17 protein-coding genes and 1 tRNA gene are annotated in these 20174 nt (G+C 69.2%); 6 read left to right on the forward strand and 12 right to left on the reverse strand.

Translation table 11 applies throughout. From position 1 onward, the window contains the following. Positions 1-381 precede the first annotated feature (381 nt). Together IF37_RS0125520 and IF37_RS0125525 are read right to left on the reverse strand one after the other, a co-directional pair. Positions 382-882 (reverse strand): NUDIX domain-containing protein, encoded by a 501-nt coding sequence (locus IF37_RS0125520; RefSeq protein WP_030746970.1) that lies wholly within the window; start codon positions 880-882, stop codon positions 382-384. Positions 883-917: 35 nt separating this feature from the next. Beyond that, positions 918-2273, reverse strand: a complete 1356-nt coding sequence (locus tag IF37_RS0125525; RefSeq protein ID WP_030746972.1) for a hypothetical protein — start codon at positions 2271-2273, stop codon at positions 918-920. A gap of 225 nt (positions 2274-2498) precedes the next feature. On the opposite strand from IF37_RS0125525, the gene IF37_RS0125530 reads away from it, so the two are divergent. From IF37_RS0125530 to IF37_RS0125545, 4 genes are all read left to right on the forward strand, one after another. Then, positions 2499-3248, forward strand: coding sequence for a hypothetical protein (locus IF37_RS0125530; RefSeq protein ID WP_030746974.1), 750 nt, complete (start codon positions 2499-2501; stop codon positions 3246-3248). 79 nt (positions 3249-3327) lie between these two features. Further along, positions 3328-4239, forward strand: coding sequence for a phosphotransferase (locus IF37_RS0125535; RefSeq protein WP_030746976.1), 912 nt, complete (start codon positions 3328-3330; stop codon positions 4237-4239). 1 nt (position 4240) lies between these two features. Beyond that, entirely contained in the window at positions 4241-4933 is a 693-nt protein-coding gene (locus IF37_RS0125540) for a class I SAM-dependent methyltransferase (RefSeq protein ID WP_030746979.1), read from the forward strand. 25 nt (positions 4934-4958) lie between these two features. Beyond that, positions 4959-5537, forward strand: a complete 579-nt coding sequence (locus IF37_RS0125545; protein ID WP_030746981.1) for an HAD domain-containing protein — start codon at positions 4959-4961, stop codon at positions 5535-5537. A gap of 90 nt (positions 5538-5627) precedes the next feature. Here IF37_RS0125545 and IF37_RS0125550 read toward each other — a convergent pair whose 3' ends face one another. The 5 genes from IF37_RS0125550 to IF37_RS0125570 all read right to left on the reverse strand — a co-directional run bounded on the left by IF37_RS0125550 (position 5628) and on the right by IF37_RS0125570 (position 11136). Then, positions 5628-7343 (reverse strand): relaxase/mobilization nuclease domain-containing protein, encoded by a 1716-nt coding sequence (locus IF37_RS0125550; RefSeq protein WP_030746984.1) that lies wholly within the window; start codon positions 7341-7343, stop codon positions 5628-5630. Then, the gene (locus tag IF37_RS0125555; RefSeq protein ID WP_030746987.1) at positions 7340-7900 is read right to left on the reverse strand and encodes a MobC family plasmid mobilization relaxosome protein; all 561 of its coding nucleotides are present in this window, start codon (positions 7898-7900) and stop codon (positions 7340-7342) included. Before IF37_RS0125555 ends, IF37_RS0125550 begins: the two co-directional genes overlap by 4 nt. A gap of 345 nt (positions 7901-8245) precedes the next feature. Beyond that, a complete protein-coding gene (locus tag IF37_RS0125560; RefSeq protein ID WP_030746990.1) occupies positions 8246-9043 on the reverse strand; it encodes a DUF2637 domain-containing protein in 798 nt (265 codons plus the stop codon). A gap of 357 nt (positions 9044-9400) precedes the next feature. Continuing rightward, a complete protein-coding gene (locus IF37_RS0125565; RefSeq protein ID WP_030746993.1) occupies positions 9401-10681 on the reverse strand; it encodes a DUF3631 domain-containing protein in 1281 nt (426 codons plus the stop codon). Between the two features lie 224 nt (positions 10682-10905). Next, positions 10906-11136 (reverse strand): hypothetical protein, encoded by a 231-nt coding sequence (locus IF37_RS0125570; protein ID WP_030746997.1) that lies wholly within the window; start codon positions 11134-11136, stop codon positions 10906-10908. Between the two features lie 95 nt (positions 11137-11231). Here IF37_RS0125570 and IF37_RS0125575 point away from each other — a divergent pair, with 95 nt between their 5' ends. Together IF37_RS0125575 and IF37_RS0125580 are read left to right on the forward strand one after the other, a co-directional pair. Further along, positions 11232-11918 carry a helix-turn-helix domain-containing protein gene (locus tag IF37_RS0125575; protein WP_030746999.1) on the forward strand — a complete coding sequence of 229 codons (687 nt, stop codon included), beginning with the start codon at positions 11232-11234 and terminating at the stop codon, positions 11916-11918. Next, on the forward strand, positions 11915-13438 hold the full coding sequence (locus tag IF37_RS0125580; protein WP_030747001.1) for a tyrosine recombinase XerC: 1524 nt from the start codon (positions 11915-11917) through the stop codon (positions 13436-13438). Before IF37_RS0125575 ends, IF37_RS0125580 begins: the two co-directional genes overlap by 4 nt. A 55-nt stretch (positions 13439-13493) precedes the next feature. On the opposite strand, the gene IF37_RS0125585 is transcribed toward IF37_RS0125580, so the two are convergent. The 5 genes from IF37_RS0125585 to IF37_RS0125605 form a co-directional block, all read right to left on the reverse strand. After that, on the reverse strand, positions 13494-13940 hold the full coding sequence (locus tag IF37_RS0125585) for a hypothetical protein (RefSeq protein WP_030747003.1): 447 nt from the start codon (positions 13938-13940) through the stop codon (positions 13494-13496). A gap of 31 nt (positions 13941-13971) precedes the next feature. After that, positions 13972-15507 (reverse strand): restriction endonuclease fold toxin-2 domain-containing protein, encoded by a 1536-nt coding sequence (locus IF37_RS42470; protein WP_030747006.1) that lies wholly within the window; start codon positions 15505-15507, stop codon positions 13972-13974. A gap of 213 nt (positions 15508-15720) precedes the next feature. After that, positions 15721-15793 (reverse strand) — tRNA-Lys (locus IF37_RS0125595). A 99-nt stretch (positions 15794-15892) separates the two neighbouring features. After that, positions 15893-17416, reverse strand: coding sequence for an amino acid permease (locus IF37_RS0125600; protein WP_030747009.1), 1524 nt, complete (start codon positions 17414-17416; stop codon positions 15893-15895). A gap of 118 nt (positions 17417-17534) precedes the next feature. Then, on the reverse strand, positions 17535-19703 hold the full coding sequence (locus IF37_RS0125605) for a DEAD/DEAH box helicase (protein ID WP_030747013.1): 2169 nt from the start codon (positions 19701-19703) through the stop codon (positions 17535-17537). Between the last annotated feature and the right edge of the window lie 471 nt (positions 19704-20174).

Consider the following 20174-nt stretch of genomic DNA (forward strand, 5'->3'; position numbering starts at 1 on the left):
CGGCACGACGCGTGCACGCTTGGCGCGTCCTGATCACGGGCCGGGCCGCTATCAACCAGCGATCCCTTCGTCCGCTGGGAAGTGGGCCCCGACCATCGGAAGGTCTGGTGCCGCCAGGCTGGTCACAATCCGCCTGACTGGCGGCACTTGCCTACCTGGACGCCCTCTGCGCTGATGCCCCGCACGGTCTTTTCCCCTGCCCGTCCGCTCAACAACGGTGTGGGGTACGGCGACGGCCCTCCTGAGACTTCTGGCATGGGCCTTGCGGGCACACGCCAGCAACGGGCGCGCTCCGTGAACTGTTGTAGCACTATGCGTTGTTAAGCACACAGGGAATGCGCAAAGTGACGAGCGCGGGAATCGTGCCGTGCTAAACCCTAGTCAACGCCACCCGTCCAACGACACAGCCGACCCGCCTGAGAGGTACTGGTGAAGGGCGCTGGCGGTGGTGTCCACGAAGCTCTCAGGGATGGCGTCGGCGGCCACCCAGCGGACCTGGGCGTGTTTGCGGGGTTCGCGGTTCTCGGGTTCGCCGGTCCATTCATGTGCGGCGAAGACAACGGTGAGGAAGCCGTTGGGGGCTTCGACGCCCCAGGCACCGTGGATGATGTGGGCGACCTTCAGGGTCTCCGGCTTCACGGTCAGGCCGGTCTCCTCGTACAGCTCACGCACCGCCGTCTCGGTGATGGGCTCGCCGGGCTCGCTCTTGCCGACAGGGAGATCCCACATGCCCTGGGCGAACTTGGCGTTCTCGCTGCGCTGGAGAAGGACAACGCGGTTGGTGGCCTTGTCGTGGACGATGACGGCGGCGACCAGAAGAGTCATGGATTCGAGAGCGGGCTTGAGGGCCTTGGGCTGATCGTCGGTTGTCGGCTGAGCCACGGTTGTGTCCCTTCGTCGGCCGGTTGGTGGGCAGTTTAGGCCAGTGCTTCGCGTGCGCGGCGGGTGAGTTCGGCGGCTCCGGGCACTTTGCGGCGCTGGTAGATCGCGAGGGTGGAGCGAAGCGACGTGATCGCTTTACGGGTGCGGTCGGACGTCATGCCCTCCATGAGGGTCAGGGCCTGAGACCAGGCGGCGACAGCCTCGTCAGCGCGGGCCTGGGCGGCGAGGCTGTCGCCTAGGTCGGCGTAGGTGAGCGCGTGGACGCGCTTGTACTTCTCGGGGTCCCAGCGCACCAGGGCGTCGCGGTGCTGTTGCTCGGTGCCCACGTGGTCGGCAAGGTCGGTCAGCGTGCGGGCGGTGTGGCTGGCGACGGTGCCGGCGGCAGGGCCGCTGACGCGGGAGTAACTGGGCTGGGGCGCGTCGTCGCGCAGAAGAGCGTCTTCGGCGGCGAGCAGTGCGCGGGCCGCTGCCGGTTTCTCTCCTACCGCGGCGTAGGCGCGGGCGTGGGTGATGTGGAGGAGCGCTTCGGTCTGGCCGTCGACGTGACCGAGGCCGCGGGTGAGGGCTCCTTCGACGAGGTCGACGCAGTGGTGGGGCTGCTTGAGGCTCAGCGCCTGATGGGCGAGGGCGCGCATCATCCAGGCGGCGTGACCTCGCGGGTCGGCTTCGCAGGCGAGCTGATAGCCGACCTGGTAGTAGCGCTGGGCAGCGCCTTCCTGGCCGAGATCGTGGTGCTTCCACCCAGCGAGGTAGGCGAGTTCAGCGACGGATCCGAAGGCAGCCTGCCGTAGGGCTTCGTTCGGGAAGCGCCCGCGGAGCATGGGGGCGGCCGTGTCTGCGAGGTAGGCGGCGACCGTGGTCAGGCCGTGGCCGCCACCGAGGCGCTCGTCGGCGCTGCTGAACGCTGCGGTGATCTGCCGTACGACATCCACGTCCTCGATCCCGACCAGGGAGCCACCGGTGCGAGCTCTGAGCATGCGGGCGGTGGCTTCGTGGTCGTACAGAAGGGGCATGGAAACGCCGGCGGTGGTGAAGGCAGCGACGGCGAGGAAGCGTTGGCGTTCAACGTCGGCACGGCCCAGGTCGGTCACCGCCAGAACAGGGTCGGGCTCCTCGGACACGGTGTTTTCGGATGCGCGAAGGCCGATCTCGGCCAAGGTGATGGTGCGGCCTGCCCTGCGGGAGAGCGCCTCGGCGAGGTACTGGTCAGTGCGACCGGTCGGCTGGCGCGTGCCGTTCACCCAGTGTGAGACGGCTGACTTGTTGGTCTGAAGGATCTCGCCGTTCTCCGCTGCGATACGCCGGATATCCCTCGCCAGTGCGTCGTAGGTGCAGCCGATCGCTTCGATGACCTCACGCAGGCGGGCGTTGGGTCTTCTCTGGGCTGCCACGATCGCCTCCGCTCCGGAGCTGTAAACCGCGTATACCGCTTCAACTGGCTCCCACCGTACCCACTGTGCGTGACGGAGGGTTCACTAAACATCAGCCGCCCGGCTCGGTCCGACACAGTGACCAGGTTCCCCCCTTCGGTCGGGCGGCTCCCCGAAGTTCCGTACAACCGCTCCGGGTTCGGGCATCACCGTGCCCGAACCCGGCCGATCAGAGACGGAGACACGGTGACCACCATCGACACCACGGCCATCACGGTCGAATTGCCCGAGGCGTTCGACGAGCGCTGGAGCCGACTGCCCGGCGTCCAGGTCGACGGCCGGCGCATCACCATCGACCCCGCCGAGTACTTCTTCCGCTTCGAGTCCAACACCTGGCTCGTCGCCGACTGGGAGCTGGTCAAGGCCCAGCTCCTGGACGTGCAGGAAACCACCGAGAGCGCGGTCGAGCAGCTCGCGCTGGACTTCATCAAGGCCCACGCCGGGTCGACCTCGGACGCCACACGTGTGCTCGCCACCGCCTACGAGGTGTACGCCTACCTCTTCCGCGACGAACACCTGGACGGCCTCGGTCTGCCGCAGATCACCGCCGACCACCTGCGGATGCTGCGTGAGGCCGCGACGCTGATGGCCCTCAACAAGGTGGAGCTGGACGGGCACATCTCCAACGTCGGCCCGTGCTGGTTCTTCCCTGCCGCCACCTCCGTCGTCTTCGACCTGGACGACGAGATGGGCGGGATGCTCGACGAGGTCTACCACGGCGGCTGGTTCAACGAGCACCGCCGCATCGAGTCCATCAAGGCTCACGCCGCCCTCGGCGGCCGGCTCGTGCACGGCTGCCAGTCCGTACCGGACCAGACCGGGGGTGTCGTCGCGCCCTACGGTGCGTCGATGAGCGCCTTCCGCGACGACCTCGCGGCCTTCAAGGCCGGCTGGATCGAGCGGGTCTACGCCCAGCGCGTGAGCCCTGCCGCGTAACCACCGCACGCCAGGCTCCGGGGCGGGCCGGCACTTCTCGCCTGCCCCGGACGCCTCCAACCGCACTGGAGCTTCCCTCATGGACGCGACCCTCAACGCCGCACTCCTGGACAACCTGCTGACCATCGCCGGCCGGACCTCGCCATCGCGTGAAGAGGTGCGTGTCTGGTCCATGTCCGGCGTCGAGCGCCTGGCCTTCACCGACGGCACCACGGCCATTTTCAAGTACGCCAAGAGGCCCTTCGAGAACGAGGACCACGCCCTCCGCCTGGCCGACTCGCTCGGCGTTCCCGTGCCTGCCGTTCACGCCTCCGCGGTCCGGGACGGCTGGCTCGGGATGCTGCTGGAAGACCTCGGCCCCGCCATCCGTGAGGCGGACGACCTCGACGGCGCAGCCGCAGCCGTGGTCCTGCACAGCACCCACACGGCAGCCGCGCTGCCGGTCCTCGATCAGGAACGGCTGCGTAGCCTCCCGACACGAGCCCTGGATCACCTCGGCCTACTCCGGAAGGCCGATCGGTGGCAGGACACCCCCGAAATCGAGGACGCGCTCGACCGCATCGCTCAAGCTGCTGAGGCACGCTCGGCCGGTGCCACGATCGGCCCGTTCGGCTGGGTGCACTCCGAGTTCCATCCGACCAGCCTCCACATCGGCCGGCGGGGCTGGCGGCTGCTGGACTTCGCCCGTGCCTTCACCGGTCCCGGCCTGCTCGACCTCGCCAGCTGGCACGGCACCCTCGACGACCCCGACCCCGTGCGCCTGCGGGTCTTCCTGGACACCTACGTCACCGAGGGCGGCACCCCTGACGCCCTCGCCCAGCGGGGTGGGCTGCCCGCCGAGAAGTGGGCGCTGGGCTGGCACCGCATGTGGGCCGTCGAGTGGTTCATGGAGCAGGCCATCCGCTGGATCAACGAACCGGCCACCGACCCCGCGTACATCAAGGCCGTACGCCGCCACCTCACCGACGTCCTCCACCTCTTGGAGGTCTGACGTGCTCGCCCAGGCTTCCCCGTGGTACGTGCACGCCCTCCAGCGCACTACGGCCAGCCCTGCCGAACCGCTGTCCGTACCCGCTCGCATGGAATGGACCACGCGGCCCGGCAGCGGGCCCGGCGCCGAGATCCTCGGCCCGGATCTGCGCCGCAAGCGGCTGCTGGAGCTCGGCTGCGGCCCGGGTCACAACGCCGCTCATCTCGCCACTCGCTACGGCGCCCAGGTGACCGGCGTCGACCTCGTGGGCCTGCAGGTCCGCCGGTCCCGATCGCACTACGGCCGGCTGAACAACCTGGCGTTCGTCGCGGGCCACGCCCTGCACTACCTGCAAGCCTCCACCGAGCAGTTCGACGCGATCTACTCCGTCTTCGGAGCCGTCGGGCTCGTAGCCCCCGAGCTTCTGCTCCCGGCCATCGCCCAGCACCTCAAGCCCGGGTGCACTCTCGCCTTCTCCGTCCCGCACCCCCAGCGCGGTGGCCTGCGCCCCGCCCCCGACGACCGGCCTCGCCGCGACTACGTCACCCTCCCCGACCGCACCCGGCTTCCCATTGCCCGCTGGGAGTTCGACGCCGAGCGCTGGGAGAGACACCTCGCCCGCGTCGGCCTCTGGCTCGTCTCGGCCCAGGAGTTCCACGACGCCCGGCACAGCCGCTGGCCCACCACCCTGCTGATCACCGCGCGCAAACTCTGACCACCCCGCTCACTGGGAGGAACCGATGCGCCCGCCCTACCTGCTCCTCGACGTCGACGGCGTCCTCATACCCTTCCCGGACACAGAAGGGGCCGGCCCGCCGACCCACAACCGCCACGACGTCGTACCCACCGGCCGGACTGCCGACGACCCGGTCGCCGTCTGGCTCAACCCCGCGCACGGCCCCTTGCTCATGCACGTGGTCCGGACCGGCTTGGTAACCCCCGTCTGGTGCACCAGCTGGCGCAAGGACGCCACCACGCTCATCGGACCGCTCATCGGCCTCCCGCCCCTGCCGTGCGTCGACCTCCCACGTCCGCAGATCACGACCAGCCACCCCAACGGCTACCTGTGGAAACGCGACTACGTCGACACCTGGCTCGGCGACGCACCCGCCATCTGGATCGACGACGACTTCACCAACCTCGACCACGACTGGGCGACGGAGCGCACCGCCCGTGGCCTGGCGACGGCCCTGGTCCAGCCTGATCCCCACGTCGGACTGCTGGCCGAGCACCTGGTCGAGGTCCTGGCTTGGGCCGCGTTGTTGCCCGTCGCGCGGGCTGACGCCCCGGACGTTCCATGCGAAGCCGAAGCCGCCTAGCGCCGACAAACCGTGGGAAGCGCTGATGCCCTCACCACCTCGAATGGCGAAGGCATCAGCCTGATAGGCAGCACCAGCTGCCTCTGGCGCCTACCGACTCCGTCGGTGCTGATGTTCGGCAGTCATCGTCGCCGCAACCGCAGTCCGGTGATCACGACTCTGCTGAGTGGTGACCGAACCCGCAAGGGTCGAGCGTCGACGAGCAGCTTCGGCACGGCGGTTTGGCGCTGGGTTTCGACCGGTGTGCTGGATCCGGGTGATCAGGACGCGGGCGGGTTGACGGGCGGTGGTCAGCTCCCGCTGAGCAGCGGCTTCCCTGAGGAGGCGGTGGGGCTGATGACCGCGGGCCTCAGCGTCGGCGAGGACGGTGGCGAGTGCGGGCCACGCCGGATCGGCGGTGATCCGCTCGGCGTGATCAGGGACGGCTGCTCGCACATCACCGGCCAGAACGCGACGGGCTTCCTCCGCGGGTGGCCTGGCTGCGAGTGCATCGAGCGTCGGGGCGAGTGCACGCTCAGCGGCCGTCTGTAGGTGCTGGACGGCTTGGCGGGCAGCATCGGCCTGATGGGCATGGTTCTTCGCTTCGTGCCAGCGTCCAGCGACGACAGCGGCCCAGACGAGGGCTGCGACCAGCGCGGCGAGCGCGCTTCCGTCGGGGTCTGTAGCGGTGTGGACGATGTCGCGTGCCGCACGACGCAACGTATAGGCGGCTCGGTCTTCCGCCCGGATTTGGGAGCGCTGGGCTCGGCTGAACACCTTGGAAGCCGCTTCGAGTTCGGTGCGCAGATCGGCGGGGGCCTTCTGGGCGGTCGCTTCGAGCAGTTCACCGAGGGCGGTGATGTGGGCTTGGGCGTGGGTGTCGTCGGCGAGGTCGGTGTGGAAGGTGTCGAGGGCGTCGGTGGCCTGATGCCAGGGAGTGCTCGGGCGGTTGCGGCGGGCGGTGGGATGCTCTTCGGGCAGGCTGGATTCGAGGCGATCCTTGATCTTGGGTAGAGAGAGGTCAGGAGCGATCTTGCCGCCGGAGTGGAAGACCTGCTCGCCGTCCTTGTTGTGGTCGCCGGGGCGGCCGACTGCGTACCCGAGTAGGTCACCTGATGGGCCGCGCCGGGCCTTGACCTCGATTCCGTCGGCTTCGAGGTAGGCGATGAACTCCTCAGCGTTGGTCACGTGGGGGATGGCGGCGCGGATGCGGTCCTGGAGCCACTCGGGGCTGGTCTGCTCCCAGCCGAGACGTTCGGCCTTGTGCATCTCGGCCTGGGTGGGCCGACGGGTGCCTGTGCGGTCGCCCTTCTTCAGTCGGCGCAGCCCGTAGTCCTTCTCGATCTGGCGGCAGGCGTCGCCGACGCGGATGCCGCTGTCGTGGAGCTTGGGGCGGCGGCCGTCTTCGCGGACGGTGGTGGCGAGGATGTGGATGTGATCGTCTGCGTGGCGTACGGCGATCCAGCGGCAGGCCAGGTCGTCACCGGCGGGGGCGATGCCGGCCGCCTCGACGATCCGCTGGGCTATCTCGCCCCACTCGGCGTCGGAAAGGCGGCGGTCCTCCGGGGCGGCACGAACGGGGCAGTGCCAGACGTGGTCGGTGACCTTCTTGCCGAACTCGCTGTTGCGCAGCCGGACCGGCTCGTCGAGATGACGGGCGAGTTCCGTGAGGGTGGCGTTCTCGTCGCGGCCGGGGTCCGGCATGCCGAGCAGGGCGAACCCCGCCACGATGTGTGGATCGAGGTGTTCGTCGTGGCGACCCGGTCCGTAGAGGTAAGCGAGCAGACCGCGGGTGTTGGACCCAGCCTGTTTGATGGCGGCGATCACGCGGCCTGGTCCTTCCTGGAGTCTGCCGGTTCGCGCAGGGCCTCGGCGATCAGCTCCAGCAGGCGGAGGAGCTCGTCGAGTCGGTGGCGGATGCCGGGCGGGGTGAGGTCGCTGTTGAGAGCGCGGGCGATCTGGTTGACGTTGACGCCGATGCGGTTGAGCTCACGCAGTACCTGGGCACGGAACATGTGGGTGCGGCGACGGTCCTCGGACAACGGCAGGTTCGCGGTGAACCGACCGGATACGAAGGCGAGGACGATGTCGGCGGCGAATCCGGATTCCCCCTTGTATCCGTGCTCGGCGGCAGCCTCCTGGAGTTCGGCGTGCTCGTCGCCGGTGAAACGCAGCGGGCCGACGCGTATGGTCCGCTTGGTGCCGGTGAAACGGCGGATCGTTGGCTGGACGCTCTGCACCGCTCGCTCGTCGGCCGTCGGCTCGGTGGCAGGTGCGGGGTGCAGGATCTGCTGCTGGACGGCGTGAAGCTCGTCCGAGTCGGGGCCGCCCTCGGTCCCGGCTACCTGGTCCGGCGCCCCCTGGCGCTGGGCCGTCTCCGCCACCCCTGGGGCGGAGACCCCCGAAGACCGGCCTTGAGTCGGACTCGGGGTACTACTGGCTCCGCCAGGAGCAGCCCGTCCGAACGCACGCCGCAAACGTCCCAGCAGCGTAGGGAACTTCGTCAGAGGCAAGGGCTCGTCGGGAGTGTGGTCGTCGTCGTAGTGCGGGTCGTGCGTCACGGGCGGTTCTCCAGGGGGCGGGTGGGGCAGGCCGACTGCGGTGGAAGGTCTGCCGGAGTGGGAGCGATTGCTGCGTCGCCCACAGGTGTGGACAGAGGTGCGGTGAGTGGAGCGGTGACAGGCGGGCTGGTGACCAGAAGGGTTCCGGTCGCCCACCGAGTCGGGCGGTCAGTTGTTGTCCGGACCGGTGTCCGCCTCCCCTTCGAATTCCGGCCGGAGGATGCCCATCACCTCGGTCAGCCGATTGCCGCTGACCTTCAGCCCCTTGTCCTGTACGGCTTTTCGGACGATGGCCCGCGTCAGTCGCCCTTTTTCAGCGGCAGCGATCCGGCCGATCTCTGCGATCTCCTCAACCGTGGCGCTAGCCGGACGGCCCCCGCGCGGCTTGCTCTCCGAAGCCGCGACCGGTGGTTCCGGCGGCTGGGCGGACGTAGCAACCAGCGGGGCGGCAGGCTGTGCGGAAGAGGTGTCCGGGTAGGCAACTGGCCGGGCGACGAGTTGGTGGACCTGCCGCATCAGGACGCCGAAGGCCAGCAGCGCTGCGTTCGGGGGGACGGCGGCGACCACGTAGTCGAGCAGCGGTACAGGGCCGGTACCGCCGGTGCCGCTGACCCCGGCCACGTTCAGTGCGATGGAGCCGATCGATCCGGTTGCCGTAAGGGCAATGGCCCATCCGTCGGTGACGCGGCGCAGGCCCGCACGGAGCATGAGCAGTTCGCCGGCAATGATGAACGCGTCCAGGGTCGCGGGCCAGGCCCAGCGGCGGGCCGGCGACCTACCCAGCCCGTGTTGTCCGGCGACCTCGGCGAGATGCGCGTACGACAGCCAGAACGCGCCGATGGTGAGGACCACGATGACCAGTCCGGCCACGGCGAGCGCGTACTTCTCGATGGCTTGCCTGGTCGCCTCCGGCCGCTCTTCATCACGACAGTGGTCCCGGCAGGTGGGGGTGGAGTGGTGCGTCAAGCGGGATGCTCCTGGGGGTGGCGGTGTGATCCGTCTTGGCCGTCTTGGCCGTTGCAAGCGCAGGTCAGCGCGGGTACGGCAGCGGCTTCGGCTTGCCGTCCCAGCGCGTGTCCTCGCGTCGGTCGGGACGGGACTCTCGCCTCGCGCCGTCCCGACCGATGGAGCCTTGACCTGCAGTGATACGGCGGGGACGCCCAGGACGGCACGAGACGGATCCGGGCGGTTCGCTGGCGGAGGCAGCGCGGTCTTCGTGATCGCGCTGCCGTCTTGTCCCTGCTTGCCGTCTTACTCATATGCCGTTTGACCTGGGAAATCACGGCAGGGACGGCAGGGACGGCCACTGGGGGATGCGGGGACTCAGCCCACTGCAGCGGCGGGTTCGGTGTCCACCGGGTGGACGGTGGGGCAGTAGCGCCGCCATGCGTCGAGGAACTTGTTCCGCATGTAGCCCTTGCGCTGGGTCCCGTCAGCGAGGCGGACGTTGCCAGGCTTGATGCCGAACTGGTTCAGCATCCTTGCGAGGTCCCGGGCGGTCAGCCCGCTGCGTCCCCATTCCGCCCAGGGGCTCTCGGCGTTCTGCCGAAGGTGGTGCAGCAGTTCGTCCGTGGAGAGGCTGTCTACCTCCCGTTGGGCGACGAAGACCCTGCGGATGTCGGCGAGGATCCGTGCTCCGCCAGGCTGTTCTTCCTCCACCTCGACCTCCGCGGCCACCATCCGCGCACATGCCTCGCGAGCGCGACGGGGCCAGGGCCCGGCAGCGAGATCGGCGACGATCACCAGGGGCTCCCAGGTGTCGGCGGCGCGGTCCTCGACCGGCATCGCCGGTTCCGGGTCGGCGGCCTCATCGAGCAGCGGCCTGGCCCATGCGGCGATCCGGTCGCGCAGATCGTGGAGGGCTGGGGTGTCGCGGCGGGAGCGGAAGGGCTTGACGCTCTCGCCCTCGGCCCGGCGGCGCATGCGGATGACCACAGACCGGTCCATGATCGTGTCGGGCAGGTCGCCGATCCCGGCCAGGGCGGCCATGGCGAAGGTGGCGAACTTGTGGGGCGTGTGGTCGTTGCCGACGACGCGGGTGACGTACCGGTTGCGCTGGTGGCCGGCGTTGAGCAGGCCGCGCATCTCCTCGTTCTTCTCCGCCATCTTCGGAGTGCCGAAGATGGTGTCCGCCTCGTCCACCAGCAGAGTGGGTGGTTCGTCGGTGATGGAGCGGAAGACCGCCGCGGGCGTGGTGTTGATGGTGAGCATCGGCTCGTGGACCGTCTCGGTGAGTACGTCCAGGAGCCGTGACTTGCCGCACCGCTTCGCCGGCCCGACGACCGCCAGACGTGGGGCGTGCTGCCAGGCGGGCTGCAGGTGGGTGGCCGCCACCCAGAGCGTGACGGCGTCCAGCGCCTGCTCGGAGGGCAGGATCACGACCTTGGCTATCTGCGCACGTAGTTCGTCCAGCAGCGCGGAACCGTACGTCGGCTCTGGAGCCGGCACTGCCTCCTCGGAGGGATCCGGCAACGGGGCAGATGCCCTGTCGTCAGTCGCCGGAGCGACTTCGGGCGGGTAGCAACCGGGGCGACCAGGCACCGCGGCCGTCGGCCATACGACTTCGGCCGGTGCGGAATCCGGCTCGGGTGTCGTAGGTTGCACAGGGCAGCTCCTATCCGGTGACTTCGGGCATGCAGGCCCAGGTCACGCAGGTGGTTCGTTGGAATGCGGGCAGTGGAGTGTGCTGAGCCTCCGGCGTTGGCGCGCCGGGGGCTCTCGCGTCCGCGGCCGGGGCGAGGGACCACGGACAGTACGTCCACGCTCGGTCACAGTCCAGCGTTTCTGTGTCAGCTCAGCGCAGAAGCGTCTGCTAAGTTGCCGCCCATTCACGCTGCCAGGCCGAGCAGATCCAGCAGGTCGGCCGTCACGACCCGGTACGCGTTGCCCAGCCGCAGGACCTTGCACGGGTACTCGCCGCGCTTGGCCAGCGCATAGCCCTTACTCCGCCCCAGGCCCAGCGCCCGATTGCCGGTGTCCAGGTCAACGGCCACGGGTAGGGTCAGCAGCTCCTCCCGCGTCATGCCCTTCGACTCCCGGTCGGTCTCGTCATTTCGCATACGGCGCTCCGTTCTTGAGTGAGCCATCGGCGAACGCAGCGTCACGTCCGGCTCCAGGCCATGAATAACCATCATCGGCGAGCTAATGTGTCTCCATGACACAACACGGTTTCGATGCTGGTAGGGACGAGGACGACGTCCCGGAGTGGGCGGATCAGGTGACGGCCACCGTGGCCGCCGAGGTCCGCAGGCGGAGAAAGGAACTGCGCATGAGCGCCCAGGACTTGGCCGACAAATGCGAGGAGATCGGCTATCTGATCCCGCGCAATGTGATCGCCAACATGGAGTCCGGCCGCCGCTCAACGCTGCCCCTGGTCGAGGTCATGGTGCTGGCCGAGGCCCTGCAGACCTACCCGGTCTGCCTGCTCTATCCAGTCGGCTATGTCGAGAGGGTTCAGCGGCTACCACTCCGGGACGACGAGGCGACATGGGACGCCTTGCACTGGTTCACCGGCGACAGCGAGGGCTTCGGCATGGAGGACGACATGCTCCGCGCCTTCCGCGCCCATGCCAGCCACCAGCGCTCCGCCCTGGCCGCCTTGAAGGGCGAGAAGCACGAGCGCTGGAAAGCCGAGACCGCACCCAACCAGGCCGAACGCGAGGAGGCCACACTCGCCCAGGCCGCCTACGCCGAAAGAGCCCTGGACGCCAAGTACCGGCTGCGCAGCGCGCGTGCCTTCATTCGCGCCGACGGTGGCACTCCCCCCTCGCTGCCGCCCGAACTCGCCGATATCGACCCGCCCCGAAGTGACGCCAACGCCAACGAGGAGAACGGTTTTTGAAGGGTTCCACCCACCGCCGCTGCTACTGCCGTGACGCTGAGACCGGCAAGCCGCTCGGCAAGTCCTGCCCCAAACTCTCCAGTCGCAAGCACGGTTCGTACTCCATACGCCAGGAGCTCCCGCCCCATGAGGACGGCACCCGCCGCTCCTTCAGCCGCGCCGGCTACGAGTCACTGAAGGACGCCCAGGCGGACCTCGATCACGTCCGTTCGCTGCTCGCCCTGGCGGACAAGGACGACCCCGACAGCCTCCAGCGCCTCGTGGACATGCTGGAGGAGGTCGGAACCGAGAAAGCCCCGCTGCCGGCCCTCGAGGAGACCCGACGCCGTCTGCGGGCGGGCCTGGCCCTCCGTGGCAGCCTCACCGTCGGCGAGTGGCTCGACCAGTGGTTCGCCGCGAAGAAGCGCCGTAAGACCACGCTCAACGGCTACGCCTCCCACATCCGCGTCCACTTGAAGCCGCGCATCGGCCGCGTACGCCTCGACCGGCTGAACGTCGGTCACCTGGTGGAGATGTTCGACGCGATCGCCGATGAGAACGAGGTGATCGCGGCCGAGAACGAGGCCCGCCGCGAGCAGATCGCGCGCTGCAAGCCGAGCAAACCCGGCCGCCCCATCGCCACCGAGCGGCAGCGGCTCGCGACCGAGCGGGCCAAGCTGGAGGAGATGAAACCGTTCCGGAAGATCACCGGCCCGGCTACCCAGCAGGCGATCCGCCGCACCCTACGCGCGGCCCTGAACGCGGCGATCGCCCAACAGCTGATCACCTTTAACCCCGCCTCCCACGTCGAGTTGGAGTCTGGCAGGCGGCCCAAGCCGCTCCTCTGGACGGCAGAACGGGTCCGGCGCTGGCGCGAAACGGGAGAGATCCCAGGCCCGGTCATGGTCTGGACTCCGCAGCAGTTCGGCGCCTTCCTCGACGCTGCCGAGGGCGACCGGCTGTACGCGATGTTCCACCTGATGGGCACTCGCGGTCCCCGTCGCGGTGAGGCGGTCGGCCAGGACTGGCATGAGATCGATCTCGACGCCGGCCTCATCACTCCTGCCAAGGAGATCGTGGTGGACGGTTGGGACCCTTACGAGTCCGAGCCGAAGACGGACGGCAGCGCGAACACGATCGCGCTCGACAGCGTGAACATCGCCGTGCTGCGCGAGCACAAGGCCCGCCAGGACAAGGAGCGTGCTGACTGGGGCGATGCATGGCAGGACACCGGCAAGGTCTTCACGAAGGAGGATGGCGCCTGGCTGCACCCGGAGACGGCCTCGGAGACCTTCCGCCGCATCCTCGCCACGACTGGCCTGCCTCCCATCACGCTGCGGGACCTACGTCACGTCGCCGCGACGCTCACGCACGGAGGCGGCGGGGACATCCACGCCGTGAAGGAGACCCTGCGGCACTCGACCATCACGCTGACCTCGGACACGTACACGAGCCTGCTCCCGGAGTTGGACCGCGAGATCGCCGAGAAGGCAGCCAAACTGGTTCCTCGCTCTACGGCAAGGCAACCGCAGAAGGCGTGACCGAGCAACGGCCGATCGGGTCGGTCAGAGGACGGCGATCTCCGCACCCTCAGGTTCAGTCGAGGTCGCCCGTTTGCACAAGGTGCTCCATGAAGGCGGCGGCGATGCGCGGGCGCGTGGCATCCGGGACGGGTGCGTCCGGGAGGTCGGCCTCCAGACCCCACTCCGTGTTGAACATGACGGCCATACCAGCCGGCACCACGATGTTCCTCAGCCAGAGGACGAACCTCGCCGCCGACTGTGCGGTGCAGTCCTTGACGGAGACGCCTTCGGGAGACAGCAGCGCCATGCCGTCCAGCTGCTCGTCGTCCAGGGCGATCCCGAAATGCATCGACGACCCGCTGATGGGACCGTCAGTTCCATCGTCGACACGGATGAACCCGTCAGGGTTGCGTTCCCGGAGCAGGGATTCCAGGCCCTCGTAGGTCAGTCCCCAGCTCTGCCCGTTCGGCGGGGTGAAGATGTACATGGTGCGCAGTTCCGCGATCTGCTCCGGTTCCATGGGGGTCTGCTTCCTGTGCGAGGGGGCGGAGTCAGGGGACGTAGCGTGCATGGCCCTTGACGCCGTAGGCAGCCATCATGATGCGCCAGTACTGGACGGCTTCCTGGTTGTTGGTGACCGTCTCCACTCCGCGCATCTCCTTGTTACGCGGGTCGCGGAGCGCGGCGGCGTACTTCTTCAGTTCGTCACGATCCGACCGATAGAGGAAGTCCTTCTTTCCGCTCTCGTGGTTCACGCGGAGTTCGTCGAGCGAGCGGTAGCACCGCTGGTTCGGCTTGTTGACGTACTTGGCCTCGATGGCCATCCCGTCGGCATCACGGAACCCGTCCACCATGAGCGTGTTGTTCACGCTGTGCCCGGTTGGGATGGGCACTTCGTATTCGGGATAGCCGGCCACCCGCATCTGGTAGGCGACCTCGGCCGGCCTGCCGCCTGAGAAGTCCCCCGTACGCAGGGAGTTCAGCCAGGTCTGGAAGTTCTTCTGTTCGCCAGGCTTGAGTAGCGGGAAACGTGGGTCCAGCGGAATCTCCGGTGAGATCGGCTGGACTCGTGGGCCGTTTGCCGGGCGGTAGGCGGCCGGCACCAGGGTCGGTATGCGGATCAGCGGACCGAGGAGCGGCGGCACGCCAGGCGCGAATCCACCGCTGTCCGGCTGCGGCATCGGCACCCGTGCCTTGGAGCTGTCCAGGGCCGGCGGGATCTTGCCGAGGGCAGCGATCCGCATGTCCCCCGCGACGAGCTCGTGCAGCCCGCCGTCGTGGCCGTCTCCTCCGAGACTCGGCTGCTCCCACGGCCAGAGATTGTCGAGGGGTGAGGTCTCCTCGTAGGGCAGCCGCCGCTTGGCTGTCTCTATGTGATCGGCGTAGGCGTCGCAGGCATTGGCGAGCATCTTGCAGGCGACGGGAAGATTCGCCATGAGGGTCTCGTGCTCGCCGACCTCACTGGGTGGCGGATTCTTGCCGACGAACTTCTTGAAGAAGCCCTCGACCGCGCTCGCTGTCTCACCGGCCTGATCCAGCGTCGCGGTCCTCCACGCGGCCTCCGAGTCCCAGTAGGCGTCTTCCAGAATCTTGGACGCCTGGCGCCACGTCTTGGCCACAGCACGAAGCTTGTGGGGCTGCCCCAGGAAGCGTTCATTGAAGAGGTACTGATCGACGCCACTGGTCTCGCCGACGACCTCAGGCAGGTCCTGCGCGTTGTGGCTGGCCCGCGGGTTGCAGTCAGGGCCGGACGGCTGTGCGCCGATCCCCATGTCCAGCGGGCTCTTCCCCAGGAGTTCCGCCGCGATCTCGCTCTCCTGCTTGAGGAGCTCCTCCGACGACTTGAGCAGAGCACCGGCGCCGTTGGCCATCACTTGATGAGCGAAGCCGGACTTGTCGAACACCGTCGCGACAGCTTCCTTATACACCTTGGCGAAGGCCCGGCCCGCATCGTTGTCGCCGGCCATGCCACCGTGCTCGCTGAGTTCCGTGAAGAGGAGACTCAGCATCTCGTAGATCAGGTCGCGCAGCCCCACCATCGACCAGGACGCGTTGACGAAGTTCGCCGTCTGATGCCGAAGATCCAACGTTTCCCCCGCTGACCGCCGTCGATACCCCAGGGAACCGTACACGCTTGCGAACTCGGCCAGTCCTGGATGCACCCGATCCGCAGGACATGCGGACGCCCGCTCACGCATCGCTCACGCAAGAGCCCGGAAACGAACCAGCGCCCGAGCCAGCCGAAGCCGACCCGGACGCTGCGCAGCAGGTCAGAGGGGTGAAGTCCTCCCCCGCACCGGTAGGCCCTGTGGGACTCGAACCCACAACCAATGGATTAAAAGTCCACTGCTCTGCCAATTGAGCTAAGGGCCCAGGCGATGTTGCCAGTCCGAGCATAGCCGGACGTGGCCGTGGAGCCGATCGGGTATCGGCGACACGGCCGCGTCGGAGGGGGCCGGACGGGGGCGAGGGTTACTTTTCGGCCGGGACGGGCGCGGGGGCGGGGGTGCGGGTCAGGAACCAGTGGCGGGCCGAGACCAGCCACCAGGTCGTGGCGGAACCGAGCACGACCAGCACGGCCACCGGGGCGTAGTTGAAGGTCTTCCAGGTGACCGGGGAGACCTGCGGGAGCATGAAGAGAACCGTGATCACGGTGACCCAGCCGACCGAGAGCACGCCGATCGCACCCGACCAGCGGCCCAGGTGCCAGGGGCCGCGCTCGAACGCGGACCCCCTGCGGACCCGCAGGAAGGTCGGGATGACGTACGCGATGTAGAGGCCGATGACCGCGATCGAGGTCACCGCCGCGTAGGCAGTCGTGTTGATCAGGTAGGGCAGGCCGAGGGCCAGCGCGCCGAGCGCGGCCAGCCAGACCGCCGCCACCGGGGTGCGGGTGCGCGGGCTGACCGTGTGCCAGAGACGGGAGAGGGGCAGCGCGCCGTCCCGGGAAAAGGCGTAGATCATACGGCTGTTGGCGGTGACGGAGGCCATGCCGCAGAAGAGCTGGGCGCCGATGACGACCAGCAGCAGGAGTTGGCCCGCCGTGGCGCCGAGGGCGTCCAGCAGGATCTGGGCGGGCGGGACGCCGGTCGGGGAGGCCAGCTCCGCGTCGTAGGACTGGATGGCGAAGGTGAAGCCGAGCAGCAGTACGAAGCCGGCGATCCAGGAGGTCCAGATCGAGCGGACGATGCCCTTCGGCCCGGCGGTGGCCGCGTCCCAGGTCTCCTCGGTCATGTGGGCGGAGGCGTCGTAGCCGGTGAAGGTGTACTGGGCCGTCAGGAGGCCGAGGAGGACCACGTACGGGCCGCTGCCCCAGCCCGTCTCGTTGACGAAGTGCGTGAAGACGAAGGACGCCGACTGGTGGTGGTCGGGGACCAGCGCCAGCGCTGCGACGATCCCCGCGACCCCGAGGACGTGCCACCACACGCTCACGCTGTTCAGGAAGGCGACGATCCGGACGCCGAAGGTGTTCAGCAGGCCGTGCAGGACGAGGATCGCCGCGAACAGCGCGACCGTGCGGCCCGGGGTCACCTCGAAGCCGAACCGGAGGTTCAGGTAGGCGCCGAGGAAGGAGGCCGCGCCGAAGTCGATGCCGGCGGTCACCGCCACCTGGCCCAGCACGTTGAACCAGCCCGTGAACCACGCCCAGGCCGCCGCCGAGCGCGGGGGCGCCAGGCTGTGGGCCCAGAAGTACAGGCCCGCCGAGGTGGGGTAGGCCGAGCAGATCTCGGCCATCGAAAGACCCACGAACAGGGTCATCAGACCGACCGCCACCCAGCCCCAGACGATCACCGCCGGGCCGCCCGTGGTCATGCCGAAGAGGTAGAGCGTCAGGCAGCCGGAGAGGACCGAGATGATCGTGAAGGAGACGGCGTAGTTCGAGAACGCCGACATACGGCGGGCGAGGACCTGGGTGTAGCCGAGCTGGGCCAGCCGTTCCTCGTCCGACGGGCCGGGCGCTTCCCGCTGTCCGCTCGCTCGCGCGTCATCTGTCATGCCCCCAGCAATTCCCTGCCCGGCGATGTGATAAGCGTCACCCAAAGGAAGGCGAAAGGGCCCGTACGAACGGTGTCGTACGGGCCCTCTCCGGCGCCTGTCAGCGCCTCACTGCGTGTCAGCCGTTGCGCTTCCAGCGCGGCTTGTCCTCGCGGCGGCCGAAGGAACCGGTGCCACGGTGGTCGTCACGGCGGCCGTAGGGGCGCTCGTGACCGCTGGTGCGGAAGCCCGGGCGGTCGTCACGGCGGTCACGGTTGAACGGACGGTCGCTGCCCCGGTGCCCGCCGCGCTCGTCCCGGCGGAAGCCGCCCCGGTCGTCCTTGCGGAAGCCGCCCCGGTCGTCGCGGCGCTCGAAGCCACGGCCACCGCGGTCACGGTCGAACGGACGGCGCTCGCCACGGTCGTCGCGGCGCTCGAAGGAACGGCCGCCCCGGTCGTCACGGCGCTCACCGCGGTCGTCGCGGCGGTCGTCACGGCGCTCGAAGCCACGGCCACCCCGGTCGTCACGGCGGTCGTCACGGCGCTCGAAGCCGCGGTCGCGGTCGCGGTCGAACGGACGGCGGTCACCACGGTCGTCACGGCGCTCGAAGGAACGGCCACCCCGGTCGTCACGACGGTCGAAGCCGCGGTCGCGGTCACGGTCGAACGGACGGCGCTCGCCACGGTCGTCGCGGCGCTCGGCGCCGCGCTCCCGGTCCCGGTCGAAGCCGCGCCGCTCCCGGCGCTCGTACGGCGCGGCCGCCGGACGCTCCTCGCGCTGGACCTCGCGCACCACCGTCTCCTCGGCCACGGCGAGCTCCTCCGCCGCCGTCGCCTGGGCCTCGGCCACCGCGGCCTCGGGGTCGTCACCGCGCTCACGGGCGACCCGGGCGACCAGCCGGTCGGCCTCCTCGCGCAGCTCGGTGGCGCGGCGCTGGGCGCGCTCCAGCTCCTTGCTGAGCTGGGCGACCTCGCGCTCGGCCTGCTGCGCGGCGTTGCCCGCGGACTCGGCCTGGACCTCGGTCATGGAGCGGGCGCCGGTGATCTCGGCGACCTCCGGGTCGAAGGCGGCGCCGCCCTGGATGATGTGGCGGGCCGCGTCGACGCCGGCGTCCTCCATCAGGCGGAAGATCTGGCGCCGCTGGTGCGGCAGGGACAGCGAGACGACCGTGCCGGTACGGCCCGCGCGGGCGGTACGGCCGGCGCGGTGCAGGTAGTCCTTGTGGTCGCCGGCCGGGTCCACGTTCAGCACCAGGTCGATGCCGTCGACGTGGATGCCGCGCGCGGCGACGTCGGTGGCGACCAGGACGTTGACGTAGCCGTCCTTGAAGTCCGCCAGGGTGCGGGTACGGGCGCCCTGGGTCATGCCGCCGTGCAGCGCGTCGGCCTTCACGCCGGACTCGCGCAGCTGCTCGGCGACGCGGTCGGCGCCCAGCTGGGTGCGGACGAAGATGATCGTGCGGCCCTTGCGGGAGGCGATCGCGGCCGTGACCGGCGCCTTGTCCTTGGGCTTCACGATGAGGATGTGGTGCGACATGGTCGTCACCGCGCCCTGGGCCGCGTCCACCTCGTGGGAGACGGGGCTGTTCAGGTAGCGGTCGACCAGGGTCTGGATCTCGTTCTCCATTGTGGCGGAGAAGAGCATCCGCTGGCCGTCCGCCGGAACCTGGTCGAGCAGCTCGGTGACCTCGGGCAGGAAGCCCAGGTCGGACATCTGGTCGGCCTCGTCCAGCACGGCGATCCGCACGTCCTCGAGGGAGCAGGCGCCGCGGTTGATGATGTCGCGCAGCCGGCCCGGGGTGGCGACGAGGATGTCGACGCCGCGCTCCAGGGCGTAGATCTGGTTGCCCATCGACGTACCGCCGCAGACGACCTTCATCTTCAGGCCGAGGACGTCGCCGTACGGCTGGAGGGCGTCGGCCACCTGCATGGCCAGCTCACGGGTCGGGGTGAGGATGACGGCGCGGGGCCGCTTCTTCTCGGTGTGGCCGCCGGCCAGCTGGGCCAGGGTCGGCAGACCGAAGGAGAGGGTCTTGCCGGAGCCGGTGCGGCCACGGCCGAGGATGTCCTTGCCCTCCAGGGCGTCCGGGATGGTCGCGGCCTGGATCGGGAAGGGGGACGTCACGCCGTTCTGCGCGAGCTTGCGCACGATGCCCTCGGGGAGGCCGAGGTCGGCGAAGGTGATCTGGGGGGACTGGGGGGTGTCAGCGGCCTCGGGGGCCTCGGTGACCTCGTTCGTCACGTCGACGAGTTCGTTCTCGTTCTCGTTCTCGGACATGACGATCTGGTCTGTACTGGACACGGACATGCGAATGCGAAACCTTCCGGAGTCTCTTCGGCACGCGCCCGTCAACTCCGTGATTCGCTCACGACCGCCTCGATGCGGTCCGCCACGGCAAAGGAGAGTACGCGCCACACGGCGCGCTGAATGATGGCGCCGGGCAAATGGGATTCAAACGATCTGCCACCATACGCACTTACCGCCCCCAAAGGCAAACCGAGCCCTGGAACCGCACGTCAGCGCGGTCCCGGCAGCGGCGGCCGACCCCTCCCGCACGCGGTCGGCCACGTCCGTCGCGCCGGGTGCGTGCCGGTGCCCGGGGACGTCCGCGCCCACGACCGGTGTCACACCGGCGCGCCCGCCGCCGGTGCCGGCTCGCGCTGGACGAGCTGCGGGCCCGTCTCCTCGTGCGCCGACGAGGACGGCTCGGCCGACGGCGGCTCCGGGTCGGGCGGCGGCGGGGTGGAGGCGGGCGGCTCGGGCGGGGCGGAGCTGGCC

This window comes from Streptomyces sp. NRRL S-31 (assembly GCF_000718775.1).
GTDB lineage: Bacteria > Actinomycetota > Actinomycetes > Streptomycetales > Streptomycetaceae > Streptomyces.